The following is a 2,297-nucleotide window of genomic DNA, read 5'->3' as shown; positions in this document are numbered from 1 at the left end:
TTATACTTAGCATTCGGGTCACTCCAAGTGCGGGTTGGCATTGGGCTACCGAAGGCGTAATAATCTGAGATAGTACTTATGTCTGGATCAAAGTAGTCAATTGCCCCTGGTCCACCCGTTAATCTTTTTGGTATTTTTTTATCGCTTACTGTTACCAATACATTGCCTAAATGGTTGCTGAGTTCATAACTTTTCCAACCTATTTTACGGTAAGTAATAGTAGTAGTATCGGCACTTACATTGGCTCCGTTGTATAGTATGGCCCTGCGATTATCCACCCCTACCCTGCTACTGCCATAAATAGGATGGGCTGCAACGAATAGGGTATCGTGGTTACAAGCTGTGTTCGTTCTTAATTCATAGTTGGCCATTTCGTTACCTTGTGCATCACGAAGATAATAATAATATTTGGCTGTATTGCAATTCAATGGTTTAGGTTTTACAATTTTGCAAATCCGATTGCCACCGGCATCATAAATAAATTCTAAATCGGGTTTAGTACTACCCGTTCTGCGGATTACCTTTTTTATTTTTCCATACACTGTCCACTCGATATTGGCTATACCTTCGGCACTGTCCTTTTTTAGATTACCCAATTCATCATAAGCATAATTGTTCTTGTAATTACGGAAATAAGAATCCTGATTGATAGTGCCCTGTTGGTTATCAATATCATCTGTGTAATTTCCACTTAGGCCAATATTATCATTCACACCATACAATTTATTGCTTAATAAATTGCCAGAAGTAGCATCATAATTATAACCATAATCCATATTGTCCATTTGCAAGCCGCCATTGCCATAGCGGTTCACATGTTTAATATTTCCCATGGCATCGTATGAAAAGTTTTCATAAAAATCAACGGGTGATCCTCCTCCAACTTGCCACTGATTGGTAATCATATTCACATTAAAGAAACTACGTGCTTCCTTCAATCGATTGAGTTGGTCGTACTTATAAGCACCGCCTCTAGCTAAAGGTGTAATGGTGCGCGAAATACCATAATTGACTGCATCTGGCAAGGCCGTTACCATGTGGCTAATATTGCCATTGTATAAATCATTGCGAGCCGCTAATAAATCGCTACCTGTAACTGAAGCCTCAAATCTATCGGTAATGGCGCCCGATTTAATGGCCGAATAATCGCCATCGAAAGTACCTGTGCCAGTATTATCAGAATAATAGCCAAGCGTATACCCCATGGCATCGCGCCCTGTAAACTGCCTTGTGCTACCAATAGCACCATCCTTACCCATGTCACGGCTTTCATTTAATGTATTGCTATTCACCCCCTTTAACCAACCATGTAAGGTATAAGCATAATCCATGCCTTGTACTTTAATGTCGCCTATTTCTGTGCGGGCCAAAGGGCCATGGTTATAGTATTTATAAGACGCATCGTTGTCCCACCAAAGATTATCTCTGCTGGTTAGTACTCTGGTAATTCGATTATCCCCATCGTATTCATACTGATGGTAATATTGATCCTTTTTACCAACATTATAACTCACCTTGTTTACTTTACCGCTTACCAGATCATAATCATAATCAATGTATTTAACATTTAAACCAGTGGCCAGGAATTTGGTTTCTTTAATTTCCTGTGCCATGTGGTTAACATTGCCATGTATATCATAGCTATAATGGGTGGCACTTTGGTAGGTGGCAGGATTGCCATCGTAGGCATCTTCGTAGGTAACAGAAGCCACGCGTTTGCGAAGGTTAATTTGGGTCAAGGTGCCTGAAGGAGCAAATTGTTCATCGTAATAGGTCTGAGTGAGTTCGGTTCTTGCGCCACCGCTTATCCATGTCGCAAAGTTAGCATCATCTAATTGCTTAGTTGTATAGATTCCATTTACAAATGAGGAGGTGTATTGCAAATTAATACTAGTAGATTGTGCTATTTCACCAACTTCAGTAATACGGCCCAATGCATCGTATTGAGTATAACTATAAGCCTTAGTTGCTTTATTGTATTGTTTGGTATTTTGGCTCACCACCATGCGACCCAACTTATCATACCAAAATAAACTTGTAAATGCTTTTTCGGATTCCAGATTTTTAATGTGCGCACTGGCCCCACCAAACACCAAATGATTGCGACTGGTATAGGCAGCGGCTTGCAAATTATAAGTAACTGCAGTACCATTATTATTCAAAGAAGATTTATCCTGCATTACCAATGTTCCATTATTATCGTAAACTCTTATAAGCGTGCCACTACTACCTAATATCAAACCATTGCGTTTGTCATACGCCACATATTTTAACAGATTAGCAGATCCACTTATAGA

At 39.6% G+C, this 2,297-nt stretch carries 1 protein-coding gene; it reads right to left on the bottom strand.

What is annotated here, in order from left to right; genetic code table 11:
• A partial coding sequence (locus PSU78_RS10545) for a hypothetical protein (protein WP_300387758.1) occupies positions 1-2,180 on the bottom strand: 2,180 nt, incomplete at its 3' end.
• Positions 2,181-2,297: the final 117 nt, after the last annotated feature.

The sequence above is a fragment of the Methylotenera sp. genome, assembly GCF_029945705.1.
In the GTDB taxonomy this organism is placed as follows: Bacteria; Pseudomonadota; Gammaproteobacteria; order Burkholderiales; family Methylophilaceae; genus Methylotenera.
Note: the sequence above shows the minus strand (reverse complement) of the source record. Positions and strands in the feature narration are given on the sequence as shown.